General features: G+C 66.6%; 12 protein-coding genes. 10 read left to right on the forward strand and 2 right to left on the reverse strand.

The features are described 5' to 3' along the window. The first annotated feature begins 28 nt into the window (after window positions 1–28). Genes AC56LU_RS06740 through AC56LU_RS06775 form a run of 8 tightly spaced genes read left to right on the forward strand, consistent with a single transcriptional unit; the run spans window position 29 to window position 8,779 of the window. Window positions 29–1,297, forward strand: coding sequence for an efflux RND transporter periplasmic adaptor subunit (locus AC56LU_RS06740; RefSeq protein ID WP_497174822.1), 1,269 nt, complete (start codon window positions 29–31; stop codon window positions 1,295–1,297). Between the two features lie 25 nt (window positions 1,298–1,322). Next, entirely contained in the window at window positions 1,323–2,033 is a 711-nt protein-coding gene (locus tag AC56LU_RS06745; protein ID WP_497174823.1) for an ABC transporter ATP-binding protein, read from the forward strand. Window positions 2,034–2,046: 13 nt separating this feature from the next. Then, window positions 2,047–3,357: an ABC transporter permease gene (locus AC56LU_RS06750; protein WP_497174824.1), complete on the forward strand. Its 1,311-nt coding sequence runs from the start codon at window positions 2,047–2,049 to the stop codon at window positions 3,355–3,357. A gap of 19 nt (window positions 3,358–3,376) precedes the next feature. After that, a complete protein-coding gene (locus tag AC56LU_RS06755; RefSeq protein WP_497174825.1) occupies window positions 3,377–4,609 on the forward strand; it encodes an ABC transporter permease in 1,233 nt (410 codons plus the stop codon). A 16-nt stretch (window positions 4,610–4,625) separates the two neighbouring features. Beyond that, complete coding sequence (locus tag AC56LU_RS06760; RefSeq protein ID WP_497174826.1) at window positions 4,626–5,963, forward strand: sigma-54-dependent transcriptional regulator; 1,338 nt, start codon at window positions 4,626–4,628, stop codon at window positions 5,961–5,963. Beyond that, window positions 5,960–7,336, forward strand: a complete 1,377-nt coding sequence (locus tag AC56LU_RS06765; protein WP_497174827.1) for a sensor histidine kinase — start codon at window positions 5,960–5,962, stop codon at window positions 7,334–7,336. Before AC56LU_RS06760 ends, AC56LU_RS06765 begins: the two co-directional genes overlap by 4 nt. A 16-nt stretch (window positions 7,337–7,352) precedes the next feature. Next, the gene (locus AC56LU_RS06770) at window positions 7,353–7,961 is read left to right on the forward strand and encodes a glutathione S-transferase family protein (protein WP_497174828.1); all 609 of its coding nucleotides are present in this window, start codon (window positions 7,353–7,355) and stop codon (window positions 7,959–7,961) included. A gap of 41 nt (window positions 7,962–8,002) precedes the next feature. Next, a complete protein-coding gene (locus tag AC56LU_RS06775; protein ID WP_497174829.1) occupies window positions 8,003–8,779 on the forward strand; it encodes a spermine/spermidine synthase domain-containing protein in 777 nt (258 codons plus the stop codon). A 6-nt stretch (window positions 8,780–8,785) separates the two neighbouring features. Here the strand turns inward: AC56LU_RS06775 and AC56LU_RS06780 are convergent, their stop codons facing one another. After that, window positions 8,786–9,925: an alpha/beta fold hydrolase gene (locus tag AC56LU_RS06780; RefSeq protein ID WP_497174830.1), complete on the reverse strand. Its 1,140-nt coding sequence runs from the start codon at window positions 9,923–9,925 to the stop codon at window positions 8,786–8,788. Window positions 9,926–10,233: 308 nt separating this feature from the next. Between AC56LU_RS06780 and AC56LU_RS06785 the strand changes: the two genes are divergently transcribed. Further along, a complete protein-coding gene (locus tag AC56LU_RS06785; RefSeq protein WP_497174831.1) occupies window positions 10,234–12,621 on the forward strand; it encodes a TonB-dependent receptor plug domain-containing protein in 2,388 nt (795 codons plus the stop codon). 85 nt (window positions 12,622–12,706) lie between these two features. On the opposite strand, the gene AC56LU_RS06790 is transcribed toward AC56LU_RS06785, so the two are convergent. Continuing rightward, window positions 12,707–14,413: a diguanylate cyclase gene (locus AC56LU_RS06790; RefSeq protein ID WP_497174832.1), complete on the reverse strand. Its 1,707-nt coding sequence runs from the start codon at window positions 14,411–14,413 to the stop codon at window positions 12,707–12,709. A gap of 189 nt (window positions 14,414–14,602) precedes the next feature. Here AC56LU_RS06790 and AC56LU_RS06795 point away from each other — a divergent pair, with 189 nt between their 5' ends. Continuing rightward, the gene (locus AC56LU_RS06795; protein ID WP_497174833.1) at window positions 14,603–15,022 is read left to right on the forward strand and encodes a hypothetical protein; all 420 of its coding nucleotides are present in this window, start codon (window positions 14,603–14,605) and stop codon (window positions 15,020–15,022) included. Window positions 15,023–15,024: the final 2 nt, after the last annotated feature.

The raw sequence follows: 15,024 nt of genomic DNA on the forward strand, positions 1-15,024 counted from the left end.
GCCATCCAACGTTGTCAATGAAAAAAACATGATCCGCGATACCTCATCACAAGACGCCGTCCTCGCCCCCGCCCCGGTCCACAAGCTCAAGCGCCGCGCGCTGTGGGTGGGCGGCGCCGTCGCCGTCCTCGCCGTCAGCGCCGCCGTGCTGGGCGCCTGGAGCAGTAGCGAGCACTCGGTCAGCGAAGCGCGCCTGCGCATCGCCGAAGTCACACGCGGCACCCTGGTGCGCGACGCCTCGGTCAATGGCCGCATCGTGGCCGCCGTCAGCCCCACCCTGTACTCGACCTCCCCGGCCACCGTCAACCTGAAGGTCGCGGCCGGCGACACCGTCAAGAAGGGCGACGTGCTGGCCGTGCTCGAGTCGCCCGACCTGAGCGATGAACTCAAGCGCGAGACGTCGAGCTACGAGCAGCTCAAGGCCGAAGTGGCGCGCCAGCAGATCCTGGCGCGCAAGCAGAAGCTGCTGGCCAAGCGCGAGGCCGACACCGCCGAGATCGAACGCCTGTCGGCCCAGCGCACCTTGGAGCGCTACGAGAGCGTGGCCCAGGTCGGCGTCATCGCCAAGATCGATTACCAGAAAGCCAAGGACGCACTGAACTCGGCCGAGATCCGCGCCCGCCACGCCTCGCAGGCCGCCGCCCTCGAAGGCGACGACGTGCAGTTGGCGCTGCAGACCAAGACCAGCGAGCTGGAACGCCAGCGCCTGTCGCAAGCCAACGCCCAGCGCCGCGTCGACGAGCTGACCGTGCGCGCGCCGGTGGACGGCTTCATCGGCACGCTCAACGTGCAGAACCGCATGGTGGTGGCGGCAAACGCGCCCCTGATGACCCTGGTCGACCTGTCCAAGCTCGAGGTCGAGCTCGAAGTGCCGGAATCCTATATGGCCGACATCGGCTTGGGGCTCAACGCCGAGATCACCCTGCCGGGCGGAAAAGCCACCGGCAAGCTGTCGGCGCTGTCGCCCGAGGTCGTGAAGAACCAGGTGCTGGCGCGCGTGCGCTTCGACGGCGAGCAGCCCAGGGGCCTGCGCCAGAGCCAGCGCGTCACCGCCCGCCTGCTGATCGAAGAAAAACCGAACGTGGTGATGCTGCCGCGCGGTCCCTTCGTCGAAAGCGAAGGCGGCCGCCATGCCTATGTGGTGCGGGACGGGATCGCCGTGCGCACCCCGGTCCAGCTGGGCGCCACCAGCATTTCCGCCGTCGAGATCCTGTCGGGCCTGAAGCCCGGCGACAAGGTGGTCATCGCCGGCACCGATACCTTCAATAACGCCGCCCGCGTTTCGATCAACCGCTGAACAAGATAAACAAAAGGAGAATTCCATGCTGCGCATGACCAACCTGAGCAAGGTGTACCGCACCCACATGATCGAAACCCACGCGCTGCGCGGCTTCGAGATCGACGTCAAGCAGGGCGAGTTCGTCACCGTTACCGGTCCGTCCGGTTCCGGCAAGACCAGCTTCCTGAACATCGCCGGCCTGCTGGAAGAATTCACCTCGGGCGAGTACATCCTCGACGGCGTCAACGTGAAAGGCCTGGACGATTCGTCCCGCTCGCGCCTGCGCAACGAGAAGCTGGGCTTCATCTTCCAGGGCTTCAACCTGATCCCCGACCTGAACCTGTTCGACAACGTCGACGTCCCGCTGCGCTACCGCGGCTTCAACAAGACCGAGCGCAAGGAGCGCATCGAGGACGCCTTGGCCAAGGTCGGCCTGGCTTCGCGCATGAAGCACTACCCGGCCGAGCTGTCCGGCGGCCAGCAGCAGCGCGTGGCGATCGCGCGCGCGCTGGCCGGTTCGCCGAAGCTGCTGCTGGCCGACGAACCGACCGGTAACCTCGATACGCAGATGGCGCGCGGCGTGATGGAACTGCTGGAAGAGATCAACGCGGCCGGCACTACCATCCTGATGGTGACCCACGACCCGGAACTGGCGGTGCGCACCCACCGCAACGTGCACATCATCGACGGCCAGGTCTCGGACCTGGTACGCAAGGGCCCGACCCTGGTCGACAAGACCGCTGCCAGCGCTTAAGGACGACACGACCATGTTCTCCTATTACCTCAAGCTCGGCGTGCGCAGCCTGCGCCGCAACCCGGCCCTGACCGCCCTGATGGTGCTGACCCTGGCCGTCGGCGTGGCCGCCAGCGTCTCGACGCTGACCATCCTGCACATGATGTCGGGCGACCCGATCCCCGAGAAGAGCGAGCGCCTGTTCGTGCCGCACGTGGACAATGGCCCGGTCGAAGGCTGGGCCCCGAGCGACGGACCGAACGACGACCAGCTGAGCTACATCGATGCGGCCAACTTCCTCAAGAGCGGCCAGGGCGAGCGCCGTTCCGCCATGTACGGCGTCCAGCGTCCGATCGAGCCGCCGCGCACCGACATCCCGGCCTTCAGTGCCTATGGCCTGGCGCCCAGCCGCGACTTCTTCGCCATGTTCAAGGTGCCCTTCCTGCATGGCCAGGCCTGGAGCGAAGGCGACGACACCCGCGGCGCCGATGTCATCGTGCTGGGCCGCGCCACCGCCGAGAAGCTGTTCGGCGAAGCCAGCCCGGTCGGCAAGCAGCTGCGCATGGGCGGCTTCCCCTACACCGTGGTCGGCGTGATCGACACCTGGAACCCGCTGCCGCGCTACTACAAGCTGATCGGCGGCAGCCGCTTCGGCGACGGCGAGGAATTCTTCATTCCCTTCTCGAACGCGATCCGCCACGAAATGAACCACAGCGGCAGCATGAACTGCAGCGCCAACCGCGACCCGGGTTTCGCCAACCTCCTGACCTCGGAGTGCACCTGGATCCAGTTCTGGTTCGAGACCCGCACGGCGGGCGAGCGCGCCGAGCTCCAGTCCTGGCTCGACAACTATGCAAGCGACCAGCGCAAGCTGGGCCGCCTGAAGCGCAATGCGCCCAACAAGCTGTACAACGTGATGGAATGGATGGAGCAGATGGAAGTCGTCGGCAAGGACAGCAAGCTGTCGGCCTGGCTGGCCTTCGGTTTCCTGGTCCTGTGCCTGGTGAACACCATCGGCCTCCTGCTGGCGAAATTCTCGGTGCGCGCCTCCGAGATCGGCGTGCGCCGCGCCCTGGGCGCCTCGCGCCGCGACGTCTTCAACCAGTTCCTGATCGAGACCGGCGTGGTCGGCCTGGTCGGCGGCGTGCTGGGCCTGGTGCTGGCCTTCGGCGCCCTGGCCCTGATCGGCATGCAAAGCAAGGGCATGGCGGCGGTCGCGCGCATGGACTGGCAGATGCTGGGCCTGACCTTCGTGATGTCGGTGCTGGCCGCCCTCATCGCCGGCCTGCTGCCGACCTGGCGCGCCTGCCAGGTGACGCCGGCCATCCAACTGAAATCGCAATAAGAAGACCGGAGAACACATCATGGAAATCCGTCCCATCCTGTCCGCCCTGCTGCGGAACAAAACCGGCCCGGTCCTGGTGGCGCTGCAGGTGGCGCTGAGCCTCGGCATCCTGGCCAACGCCCTGCACATCGTCGACGAACGGCGCGAAGTGGCGGCCCGCCCTTCCGGCCTGGCCGACGAAGCGTCCACCTTCTACTTCCAGGTCCGCAACCTGAACACGGACGGCCCCGAGCAGCAGCTGGCCACCATCAAGCGCGAGACCGACGTGCTGCGCGCCGTCCCGGGCGTGCTGTCGGTGGCGCAGGTGACCCAGATGCCGCTGTCGGGCAGCGGCAGCACCAACAGCGTGGCGCTCGACCGGCGCCAGGCGCGCGAGAGCGCCAACAGCTCGGTGTACATCTCGGGCGATTCGCTGGCCAAGACCTTCGGCCTGAACATGGTCGAGGGCCGCGACTTCCTGCCGAACGAGCTGGTCGACGTCAACCAGGAGACCGCGCGCGAGCTGCCGGGCAACATCATCATCACCAAGCCCCTGGCCGAGAAGCTGTGGCCGGGCGCATCGGCGGTCGGCAAGACCCTGTATTTCGGTACCGGCGACCAGGCGCCGCAGCTGCGGGTGGTGGGCGTGGTCGAGCGCCTGCAATCGGCGCACGCACAGACGGGCGAGGACGGCGAGTTCTCGAGCCTGGTGCCGGCGCGCCTGTACGGCAGCCCCGGCGCGCTGTATGCGCTGCGCGCCGAGCCCGGCCAGCGCGATCGCGTCATGAAAGAAGCCGAGGAAGCGCTGCGCAAGTCCTCGGCCACGCCGATGATCGTACGCGCCAAGACCACGGAAGAAGACCGCAAGAACCGTTACCGCGCCGACGTCGCCCTGTCGTGGATGCTGATTACCGTCAGCGCGCTGCTGCTCCTGATTACCAGTTCCGGCATCGTCGGCATGGCCAGCCTGTGGGTCACCCAGCGCCGCAAGCAGATCGGCGTGCGCCGCGCCCTGGGCGCCCGCAAGATCGACATCCTGCGCTACTTCATCACCGAGAACTTCATGATCACCAGCGCCGGCGTGTTCGGCGGCGTGCTGTTCGGGCTGAGCCTGAACCACCTCCTGGTGACGGAGCTCGAGATGGCGCGCCTGCCGGCGCACTACCTGGTGGGCGGCGCGGTGGTGTTCTGGGCGCTCGGCATCATGGCGGCCTATGGCCCGGCGTGGCGTGCGGCGAGCATTTCGCCGGCCACGGCCACCCGCAGTGCCTGATGCTAAACTTGCCGCCATGCCCACTGTACTGATCATCGACGACAACGCCGCGGTCGCCATCGCGCTCGAGGTCCTGTTCTCCCTCCACGACATCGCCGCGCTGCGCGCGGCCTCGCCGGAGGAAGGACTGGCCATCCTCGGGCGCGAGGCGGTGGACCTGGTCATCCAGGACATGAACTTCACCGCCGACACAACCTCCGGCGAAGAGGGCGTGGCGCTGTTCCGCGAGATCCGCAGGCGCCACCCCGACCTGCCGGTGATCCTGCTCACCGCCTGGACCCACCTCGATGCCGCGGTGGAGCTGATCAAGGCCGGCGCCGCCGACTATTTGTCCAAGCCCTGGAACGACGAGCGCCTGGTCACCACCGTGACCAACCTGATCGAGCTGGGCCAGGCCAACCGCGCCCTGAATCAGCGCCTGCAGCGCGAGCGCAAGGCCAAGCGCGAGCTGGAACAGAACTTCGACCTGCGCGGCCTGGTGTGGCAAGACCCGGCCACCGAACGCGTGCTGAGCCTGGCCTGCCAGGTGGCGCGCGCCGACGTGCCGGTGCTCATCACCGGCCCGAACGGCACCGGCAAGGAACGCATCGCCGAGATCATCCAGGCCAACTCGCAGGTGGCAAGCGGCCCCTTCGTGGTGCTCAACTGCGGCGCCCTGCCCTCGGAGCTGATCGAGGCCGAGCTGTTCGGGGCCGAGGCCGGCGCCTACACCGGCGCCTCCAAGGCGCGCGAAGGCAAGTTCGAGGCGGCCGACGGCGGCACCCTGTTCCTCGACGAGATCGGCAACCTGCCGCTGGCAGGCCAGATGAAACTGCTGCGCGTGCTGGAAACCGGGCGCTTCGAACGCCTCGGCTCCAACCGCGAGCGCCAGGTGAAGGTGCGCGTGATCAGCGCCACCAACGCGGATCTCGGGGCGATGATCCGCGCCGGGAGCTTCCGCGAAGACCTGTTCTACCGCCTGAACGTGATCGAGCTGCGCCTGCCGCCGCTCGCGGCGCGCCCGGGCGACATCCTGCCGCTGGCGCTCTCTTTCCTGCGCGGGAAGACCCTGCACCCTTCCGCCGAGAGCGCGCTGCAGGCCCACGCCTGGCCCGGCAACGTGCGCGAACTGAAGAACGTGATGGCGCGCGCCAGCCTGCTGGCCCAGGGCGATGTGATCAAGGCGCTTGATCTCGGGCTGCCGCTGGCGCCGTCCCTGGCGCAGCCATCCGATACCGAACCCGACCGCGACGCCATCGTGCAGGCGCTGGCGCGCGCCGGCGGCGTGGTGGCGCAAGCGTCCGCCGAACTGGGCCTGTCGCGCCAGGCCCTGTACCGGCGCATGGAGCGGCTCGGCATCGCCCGGCCCGCATGAGCAAAGGTGAAACCCGCAAGGGGCTGCGCCTTTCGCTGGTCACGCGCTGGTCGGCGCTGGTCGGCACCCTGCTGGCACTCGGCATCCTGCTCGCGCTCGGGCTGGACCACTTCTTCCCCGACCACCCCGTCCTGGTCTTCCTCGCATGCCTGGCGGCGATCGTCCCGATCGCCATCATCACCATCCGCTCCCAGATCCAGCCGATCCTGTCGCTGTTCCGCGCGCTGGAAGGCACGGTGGCGAGCTACCGCGACGGCGATTTTTCCTTCAGCCTGCACTGGCCGCAGAACGACGAACTGGCCGACCTGATCGCCGCCCACAACGACCTCGGACACGTGCTGCGCGAACAGCGCCTCGGCCTGGTCCAGCGCGAGCTGCTGCTCGACACCATGGTGCAGAACACGCCGGTGGCGATGCTGCTGGTGACCGACTTTGCCGCGCCTACGGGAACCTCGGCCGGCACCATCGTGTACGCCAACCTGGCGGCACGCCAGTTGCTGTCCGAAGGCCGCAAGCTCGAAGGCCACGGACTGGGCGACATCCTGGAAGGCGCTGCCCCGGCCCTGAAGGAAGCGCTGGCGCGCGGCGGCGACGGCCTGTTTACCGCCGGCGAGTCGGAACACGAAGAGGTCTACCACCTGGCGCGCAGCAGCTTCACGCTCAACGGCCGCCGCCACGAACTGCTGCTGCTGCGCCACTTGACCACGGAACTGCGGCGCCAGGAGGTGCAGACCTGGAAGAAGGTGATCCGCGTGATCAGCCATGAGCTGAACAATTCGCTGGCCCCACTCACCTCGCTCGCGCACTCGGGCGCGGAGCTGGTGCGGCGCGGCCAGACCGAACGCCTGCCGCAGATCCTGCAAACCATCGGCGAGCGCACCCGCCACCTCGAGACCTTCATCCTCGGCTACGCGCGCTTCGCCAAGCTGCCCACGCCGCGCCTGGAAGCATACCCATGGGACGTGTTCGTGGACCGGCTGGCCGACCAGGTGCAATTTCGCCTGGTGGGCGCCCTGCCCTCGGCGCCGGCATGGATCGACGCCGCCCAGATGGAACAGGCATTGCTCAACCTGCTCAAGAACGCCCACGAATCCGGTGCGCGCCCCGACAGCGTCGAGCTGCACGTGCGCCGCGTGCAGGATGCCGTGCGCATCGAGGTGCTGGACCGCGGCAGCGGCATGAGCGAAGCCGTGCTGACCAATGCGCTGGTGCCCTTCTATTCCACCAAGCGCAGCGGCACCGGCCTGGGGCTGGCGCTGGCGCGCGAAATCGCCGAAGCTCATGGCGGGCGCATCCTGCTCTCCAACCGCGACGGCGGCGGCCTGGCCGTCACCCTGATCCTGCCGGCGCTGCCGGGCACACAAACCCCATGACCATCCAGGGACGCCCATGTTGAAGATCATCGGCAAGAACAGCTCGATTAACGTCCGCAAAGTGCTGTGGACCTGCCGCGAACTCGGGCTGCCCTTCGCGCGCGAGGACTGGAACGCGGAACACGCGGGACTCAACCCGAACGCGCAGGTACCCGTGCTGGTGGACGATGGCTTCGTGCTGTGGGAATCGAACACGATCTGCCGCTATCTCTGCAACAGCTACGGCGCCCAGGCTGAAAGCGCGCTGCTGCCTGCCGGCGCCCGCGAGCGCGCCCGCGTCGAGCAATGGATGGACTGGCAGGCTACCGACCTGAACACGGCCTGGCGCTACGCCTTCATGGCATTGGTGCGCAACAGCCCTGCTTACCGGGACCAGGCCCAGGTCGCGGCCAGCATCGCGGCGTGGAACCGCCACATCGGCATCCTCGACGCCCGGCTGCGCGCCACCGGCGCCTACGCGGCGGGCAGCGCCTTCACACTGGCCGATGTCGTGCTGGGACTGTCGGTGAACCGCTGGATGATGACGCCGATGGACAAGCCGGACTTGCGCCACGTGGCGGCCTATGTCGACCGCCTGAGCGAGCGGCCGGGCTTCCGGGAATTCGGGCGCAACGGTATCGCCTGAAATGGAATGGTAAGATCGGCGTTCACCGCCGTTCTACTGCCATGCCACCTTCCTACGCCCGCATCGATCCCCGTTTCGCCCAACCGGGCCACCCGCCCGCCACCATCGACGAATTCGACGGCGTACGCTTCCTGCACCTGGGCACCTCCTGGGTGCAGGGCGCGATGCGGCTGTCCAAGCCGGACGCGATCGAGCTCGAATACGTCCAGATGATGATGATGTGGACGCTGTTTAACGCGGCCCCGCGCCGCATCGTGCAGCTGGGCCTGGGCAGCGCGGCGCTCACCAAGTTCTGCTACCGCCGCTTTCCCGGCGCGCGGGTCACCGCGGCCGAGCTCAATCCGAACGTCATCGCCATCTGCCGCGCGCTGTTCGGCCTGCCCGAGAACGACGCGCGGCTCGACGTCCGTGAAATGAACGCGCTCGACTTCGTGCTCGATGCCGACCATCACGGCCAGGTCGACGTGCTGCAGGTCGACCTGTACGACCACGATGCGCGCGGACCGGTGCTCGATTCGCCCGATTTCTACCAGGGCTGCTACGACTGTCTGTCGAGCGACGGCATCATGACCGCCAACGTGTTCGGCGACTTGAACAGCTACGACAGGAACCTGCTCACCATGCAGCAGGTGTTCGACGCCGTGGTCTGGCTGCCCGAGGTGCACGATGCGAACATCGTGGTCCTGGCCTTCAAGAACGCGCCGGAGCTCGATTTTTCGGTATTGTACGACCGCGCCAACGAGATCCGGCGGCACCTCAATTTGCCGGCGAAGAAGTGGGTGGATGGGCTGAAGGAGTGGATGCGCGACCACGCCTGAGGCGGATCAGCGCGCCAGCGACCCGTCGGCCTTGGCCAGGTTGGCCCGATACCCCGCCAGCACCTTGTCGCCCTTGCCCTGGGCTTCGGCCAGCGTGATCGCCCGCATGAACTGCAGCTTCGCCTCCAGCGGCTTGCCCGCAGCCAGCAGCACCTCGCCATAACTGTCATGCACATTGTCCGATGTGACGTATTTGCCGCCGCTCGCCTCCAGCGCCTGGGCCATCTCGGCATCGGAGCCGCCGCCCTCCAGCCGGCGCAGCAGTTCGGCGTGCGCCGCAACGCGTACCCGCTTCACGCGCGCGCCTTCGGCCGCGGCGATCACCCCCTCGACCGCCGCCACGACCAGCTGCGGCTGTTCCTGGTGGATGTTGTGGCCGCTCTCGGCGGTCACGATGTGGCTGCCGTTGCTGAAACCGCGGAAGAAGCGCTCATGCAGCGTGCGCCAGACCTGCACCGCCGCCGGTGTCTCGAGGAAGAGCTGCGGCTGCTCGCGCTTCTGCACCGAGGTCAGGACCGCCACCGGCACGTCCGGCAGCGCGCCCGTGAACGGCAGCTTGCCGGCATCCAGCACCGCCTGCACGCTGCGCAGCTCGGCATGGAATTTCGGCGGCATGAAGCCCTCGGTGAGTTTCGTGTCCTTGTCCACCGCGGCGGCGTCGAGCTTGCGCAGCTCGACGTGGAATTGCTCGTCGCTCGGGTCGACGAACACCATGCCGGCCACCTGCTCCGGATGGCGCGCGGCGAAGCTGCGGATCAGGAAGCCTCCGTAGGAATGACCGACCAGCACATAGGGCGGCTTCAGGCCGGCCGCGGCGATCAGCTGTTCGAGTTCATTGGTACGCGCCGCGATGGTGGGCGCTTCCGGACGGGCATCCGACTTGCCGTGTCCCGCACGTGAATAGGCCATCACCTTCGCGGATTTCGCCAGGCTTGGCGCGACGTTGCGCCACACGCCCAGGTCACGCCCAAAGCCCGACTCCAGGATGACGGTGGTGTTCCCGGAGCCGAGCGTGGCCATCTGCACTTGGTAGTTGCCGACCTTGATCGTATCCGGAGCCGGCGTCCCTGCGTGGACGGTAGAGGACAGTGCGAGCGCCAGGATGGCGGCAGCGAAACGGCTACGGTAAGCATTGGGATGCGTCATTCGGATCTCCGAAAAGTGGACGGCCATTGTAGGCAGGGCTGGACGCTGTCGGAAGTTAAACCTGCTATGCATGAAGCAATTACCCAATGCGGATAAGCATGCATTCCGTGAATAGAGCGAATCATCTAAAAGTGTTGCGTCCGGCACAGTTCACACTTGTAATTACAGAAATGTTTGCTCAGAATCAAGTCGCGCTAGTTATGGCAGACCTAGTTTTTGTGATGGCGTAATTTCAATCTCTACAAGGGGACAAGATGGTGAATCAACCGAAGAAACGAGTACTGCTGGCAACTGCATTGATATCGGCCATGGCATCGGCGTTCGCGCAGGAAGCAGCGGACAGCCAGGGCCAGGCACAGAAGGACCCGGCAACGGTGGTTGTGCTGGGTTCGCGGACCCAGGCCAAGAGCGCACTCGACACCGCCGTGCCGGTGGGCCTGATCAGCGCGAAGGACCTGCAGTCGGCCGGCTCGCTCGAACTCGGCAAGGTGCTGCAAGACCTCGACCCGTCGTTCAACTTCACGACCACCTTCATCAGCGACGGCACCGACATCATCCGCCCGGCCACGCTGCGCGGCCTGGGCCCTGACCAGCTGCTGGTGCTGGTGAACGGCAAGCGCCGGCACCAGCAGGCGTTGGTCAACGTGCAGCAAACCATCGGCCGCGGCTCGGCCGGCACCGACATCAATGCGATCCCCTTGTCCGCCATCCAGTCGATCGAGGTGCTGCGCGACGGCGCGGCCGCGCAGTACGGATCGGATGCGATCGCCGGCGTGATCAACATCGTGCTCAAGAAAGGCGCCACCGACACCCAGTTCAGCGCCAGCGCCGGCACCACCAGCGAAGGCGACGGCGACACCTACACCGCCAGCGCGCACAAGGGCATCTCGCTCGGCGCCGATGGCGGCTACCTGAACCTGTCGCTCGAAGGCCGCCGCCGCAACGAGACCAACCGCGCCGGCGTGGACAGCCTGCGCGTCGACCCGCCGCGCGTGACCCAGCGCATCGGCGACAGCCTGGCCAAGGACGGCTACCTGTGGATGAACGCGTCGCTGCCGGTGGGCGGCGGCGAACTGTACGCCTTCGGCGGCGCGTCCAAGCGCACGGGCGACGCGGCCGGGTTCTTCCGCTCGGCGGGCGATGCGCGCAACGTGCCGGCCGTGTATCCGAACGGCTTCCTGCCCAACATCAACACCACCGTCAAGGATGCCTCGCTCGGCGTCGGCTACAAGCATGACCTGTCGGGCGACTGGAGCATGGACCTGAGCGTCAACCACGGCCGCAGCGAGCTCGGTTTCCACGAGAGCAATTCGATCAACGTCAGCTACTACTACGAGAACGGCAGCTCGCCGCTCGAAGCCGATACCGGCAAGCTGAAATTCAACCAGACCACGCTCAACCTCGATTTCAAGGGCTCGGTGGATGTCGCCGGCGCGCCGCTATACATCGGCACCGGCTTCGAATGGCGCCGCGATAACTACCAGATCGTGGCGGGCGACCCGGTGTCCTACCAATATGGCCGCACCAACGATCCGCGCAAGATCATTCGCGACCAGACGGGTGGCATCGCGGCCTCCGGCATCCAGGGCTTCCCCGGCTATACCCCAGGCACCGAAGTGGACGACGGCCGCCACAACACCGCCTATTACGTCGACCTCGAACGCAAGCTGGGCGATGCGCTCTCGCTCGGCGCCGCCCTGCGCCACGAACGCTACTCTGACTTCGGCAACACCACCATCGGTAAACTCAGCGTTCGCTACGACCCGTCGCGCCTGGTGGGCCTGCGCGCCAGCGGCTCGACCGGCTTCCGCGCACCGGGCGTGCAGCAGAAGTTCTACAGCTCGGTGTCGACCAACCTGAACGCCGCCGGCGTGCTGACCGAAACCCTGACCGCGCGCGAGAACAGCGCCGTGACCCGCGCATTCGGCATCGCGCCGCTGCAGGAAGAAACGTCGAAGAGCGCCAGCGTCGGCATGATCCTGCGCCCGACCAACAACTTCTCGGTGACGGCCGACCTGTACCGCACCAACATCGACGACCGCATCGTGTTCTCGTCGAACATCGCGCCGGAATCGGGCGCCTGCGCCACCGCGGCCGCCTGCCCGATCAAGGCCATCCTCGATCCGCTGCGCGTGGGCCAGGCCCAGTTCTTCACCAATGCGATCGACACCACGACCACCGGCTTCGACCTGGTGGCCCAGCACACCACGCGCGGGCAAGGTTCGACCCTGGTGCTGTCCGGGCAGCTCGGCTTCAACCGCACGGAAGTGAAGGACCGCCATTCGCAATCCTCGGTGCTCAGCGGCACCCAGCTGTTCGACGACACGCAGGTGACGCTGATCGAAAAGGGCCAGCCGCGCCAGCACCACGTGGTGGCAGCGGACTACACGGTGGGCCAGTGGAACGCGACGGCGCGTGCCAACTACTTCGGCGAAGTGGAAGGCCAGGGCTTTACGCCCGGGTTTATCCAGACCTGGTCGGCCAAGTGGATCCTCGACCTGACCGCCCGCTACAGCTTCACCAGGAAGCTGAGCCTGAGTGCGGGTGTGAACAACGTGTTCGACACCTATCCGACCAAGTGGGACCCGGTGAAGGCGGCGCCGTTCCCGCAGCTGGGCTTTACGTATTGCTGGGAGACCTGCCCGTTCGGGATTAACGGACGGTCGATGTATGCGAAGGTGGATTACGCGTTTTAAACCGGCATGATCCGCGGCCCGCGCCTGGCGCGGGTTGCGGCTGTCTTTATCGAATGGCGGGCGGGGCCGGGCCAGGAAGCTATCGTCAAGCGCTCAGGCTGACGGGAATCGCGACCGCCTCGGCGACCACCACCTTGTTGCGCCCGCTCTTCTTTGCCGCATACAAGGCACGATCCGCCGCCTGCAACAGCTCCTGCTCACCATGACCATGGCCGGGCCACTGGGCCACGCCGAACGAGGCCGAGAGGCCGGCGATGGTCTGGCCGACGTGCTGGATGACGATCCCCGTCAGGGAGACCCGGATCGCCTCCGCGCACTTGGCTGCCTCGTCTGCGGTGCAATCCGGCAGCATCAGCACCAGCTCTTCGCCGCCATAGCGGCATACCACGTCGCTGGCGCGCACCCGCTGCAGGATGGCGCGGCTGGCCGCCTGCAGCACCAGGTCGCCGCCGTCGTGACCATAGGTGTCGTTGACGCGCTTGAAGTGATCGAGATCCACCATCACCACGGAGCAGGCACTGTGGCTACGCTGGGCGCGCGCCATTTCGCGCTTGAGCGACTCGTCGAAGAAGCGGCGGTTATACAAGCCGGTCAGCGGGTCGACCGTCGACTGGTGGCGCAGGGTGTCGCGCAGCGACACGTTGCTGATGGCCAGGCTGAGCTGCTCGGCCAGGGTGGCAATGTCCGCACCATCGAGCTGGCTGTCCTCGCGCCGCCCGCCGGCGATGACCAGCACGCCGATCACGTCGCCCTGCGAAATCATGGGCACGCAGGTCTGGGTAGCGTGCTTGTCCTGCCAGATCCCGCCGTGATCGCAGCACAGGTCGTGTGCAGGCGTGGCGACATGGACTTTGCCGAGCCGCAGGGCCCAGCACTCACCCGGCGCCACCGTCGGCGGCGCCTCGGCCTCCGCGCCCCAGACCGCCTTGAGCTCCAGCACGTCACGTGAATTGCGATACAGATACATTGCGCCCGACGTATCCGGCAGCAGCTTGCGCAGGAATACGGGCAGCACGCGCTCAAGCTCGGCCGGCGTCTTCACGCTGTCCAGTGCTTGCAACATATTGGCTGTGAGCGCCAGGCGCTCGGCTCGCACCGCCGATTGATGCGCCAGCTGCGCATTGCTCTCGGCCAGGGAGCGCGACTGGCGCGCCGACTCCGCGCGTTCATTCAGACTCCTGGTGACGACGTAGACCAGGGAGACGATCAGTACCAGGCTGGCAAGGCTGGCGCCGAGGCCCAGCGCCGAGTTGTAGCGCAGGGTAGCGGTGATCTCTTCGCGCAACAGGTTGCGGTGCTGCGCCAGCACGCGCAACTGCTGGCCCAGCAAGGTGCGCAGCTCGTCCATGATGACCCTGCCGCGCTGGCTGGCCACGATATCCAGGGCGCCCTGGGAATTGCCGGCCTTCTTGATACGGATGGAGCGGTCCATCTCGCGCACCTTGTCCCGGCTCAGCGCGGCAATGCGCGCTACCAGGGCACGTTCCCGCTCTGTCGTCGCAAAGCGCCGCAAGTCCTCGAGCGCGGCGGGGATACCGGCGACACCCTCGTTGTAAGGTTCCAGGAAGCTGTCGTCGCTGCCGATCAGGAAACCGCGCTGGCCGGTCTCGGCATCTTTCAGCAGGCTCAGCACGAGATTATAGGCGCGCTCCTTGCCCGCCTCTTCCTTGAGGGCGTCGAAGGTGGTGTTGGCCTGGTGGCTGCTGAGGATCGGCAGCGTGGCCAGGCAGGCCAGGATGACGATGATCAGAATGCCGAACAGCTTGATACTGGGGTCGAGTCGCGAAAACATGCTTATGGGAAATGGATATTTTGACGAATCATAGCCTATGGAGGCGCCGGCGATTGGCGAAACAGACGGCGACTTTTCTGCATGCTCGAGTGATGCGCGCCGTTTGGCGTGGCTGCCGCCAAGCGTGCGCACCTGTCGCGCGCAGGCGCTTCATACTGCTTTCCTCCGACTACTTGCACAGGATTAGCCATGCCAACAGTCAATCTGGATGAACTCGAAGGGGCAGCCATGATGGTGGAAGATGGCGGCGGCACGGTCACCGCGATGGTGTCGCGCGAAACCGGCATGATCCACCTCCTGAACGACGAGTACATGGACGAGGAGGCGCCGATGCCTTCGGCGTCCGGCGACAACGATGGGTATGTGCCGGTGCCGCCTGCGGGTACGCTCGGCATCGGAGACGGGCTCGTGCTTCGCTTCGCCGCCAGCCACCTGGCCGAGGACCAGGACACCGTGCGCGACATGTTTCGCGACCGCAACACCGAAGGATTCGCCCGCCTGCTGGAACAGCGCGGTGCGGGCGCAGCCTGGGAACGGTTTCACGAGGATGCAACCCGGAACGCGCTGCGGGGCTGGTGCGAAGAGAACGGCCTGCAACTGGCCGATTAAGG

It is taken from the genome of Telluria sp. PB2R4 (genome assembly GCF_059685695.1).

Excerpts from the sequence above, each read along its gene's own strand:
- AC56LU_RS06790 (WP_497174832.1), bottom strand. The coding sequence starts at position 14,413 with ATGTTTTCGCGACTCGACCCCAGTATCAAGCTGTTCGGCATTCTGATC.
- AC56LU_RS06780 (WP_497174830.1), bottom strand. The coding sequence starts at position 9,925 with ATGACGCATCCCAATGCTTACCGTAGCCGTTTCGCTGCCGCCATCCTG.
- AC56LU_RS06785 (WP_497174831.1), top strand. The coding sequence starts at position 10,234 with ATGGCATCGGCGTTCGCGCAGGAAGCAGCGGACAGCCAGGGCCAGGCA.
- AC56LU_RS06740 (WP_497174822.1), top strand. The coding sequence starts at position 29 with ATGATCCGCGATACCTCATCACAAGACGCCGTCCTCGCCCCCGCCCCG.
- AC56LU_RS06765 (WP_497174827.1), top strand. The coding sequence starts at position 5,960 with ATGAGCAAAGGTGAAACCCGCAAGGGGCTGCGCCTTTCGCTGGTCACG.
- AC56LU_RS06795 (WP_497174833.1), top strand. The coding sequence starts at position 14,603 with ATGCCAACAGTCAATCTGGATGAACTCGAAGGGGCAGCCATGATGGTG.
- AC56LU_RS06745 (WP_497174823.1), top strand. The coding sequence starts at position 1,323 with ATGCTGCGCATGACCAACCTGAGCAAGGTGTACCGCACCCACATGATC.
- AC56LU_RS06770 (WP_497174828.1), top strand. The coding sequence starts at position 7,353 with ATGTTGAAGATCATCGGCAAGAACAGCTCGATTAACGTCCGCAAAGTG.
- AC56LU_RS06760 (WP_497174826.1), top strand. The coding sequence starts at position 4,626 with ATGCCCACTGTACTGATCATCGACGACAACGCCGCGGTCGCCATCGCG.
- AC56LU_RS06755 (WP_497174825.1), top strand. The coding sequence starts at position 3,377 with ATGGAAATCCGTCCCATCCTGTCCGCCCTGCTGCGGAACAAAACCGGC.
- AC56LU_RS06775 (WP_497174829.1), top strand. The coding sequence starts at position 8,003 with ATGCCACCTTCCTACGCCCGCATCGATCCCCGTTTCGCCCAACCGGGC.
- AC56LU_RS06750 (WP_497174824.1), top strand. The coding sequence starts at position 2,047 with ATGTTCTCCTATTACCTCAAGCTCGGCGTGCGCAGCCTGCGCCGCAAC.